1 pseudogene is annotated in these 272 nt (G+C 65.1%); it reads left to right on the forward strand.

Annotated elements, in window-relative coordinates:
- Nucleotides 1-39: 39 nt before the first annotated feature.
- Nucleotides 40-272, forward strand: a pseudogene (locus LH128_RS30405) (integrase); the annotation flags it as partial.

A 272-nucleotide genomic window follows, 5' to 3' on the forward strand; every position in this document is an offset into this window, starting at 1 on the left:
TTCGCCGCGTTCCTGGGCCGTCCGCCGGATACGGCCACAATGGAAGACCTGCGGCGTTATCAGGTTGACCAGCACGAGCATGCCGTGGGGCCGGCCACGATCAATGGCGCGGTATCGGCACTGCGGTTCCTGTTCGGGATAACGCTCCGGCGGCCGGAGATGGCGCTAGCGCTCGTCGTTGTTCGCTTCACACCCAAGCTGCGGGTGGTTTTGAGTGTCGAGGAGACAGCGCGGCTGCTCGAGGCTGCGCCAGGCATCAAGTACAAGGCGGC

The sequence above is a fragment of the Sphingomonas sp. LH128 genome (assembly GCF_000293195.2).
In the GTDB taxonomy this organism is placed as follows: domain Bacteria; phylum Pseudomonadota; class Alphaproteobacteria; order Sphingomonadales; family Sphingomonadaceae; genus Novosphingobium; species Novosphingobium resinovorum_A.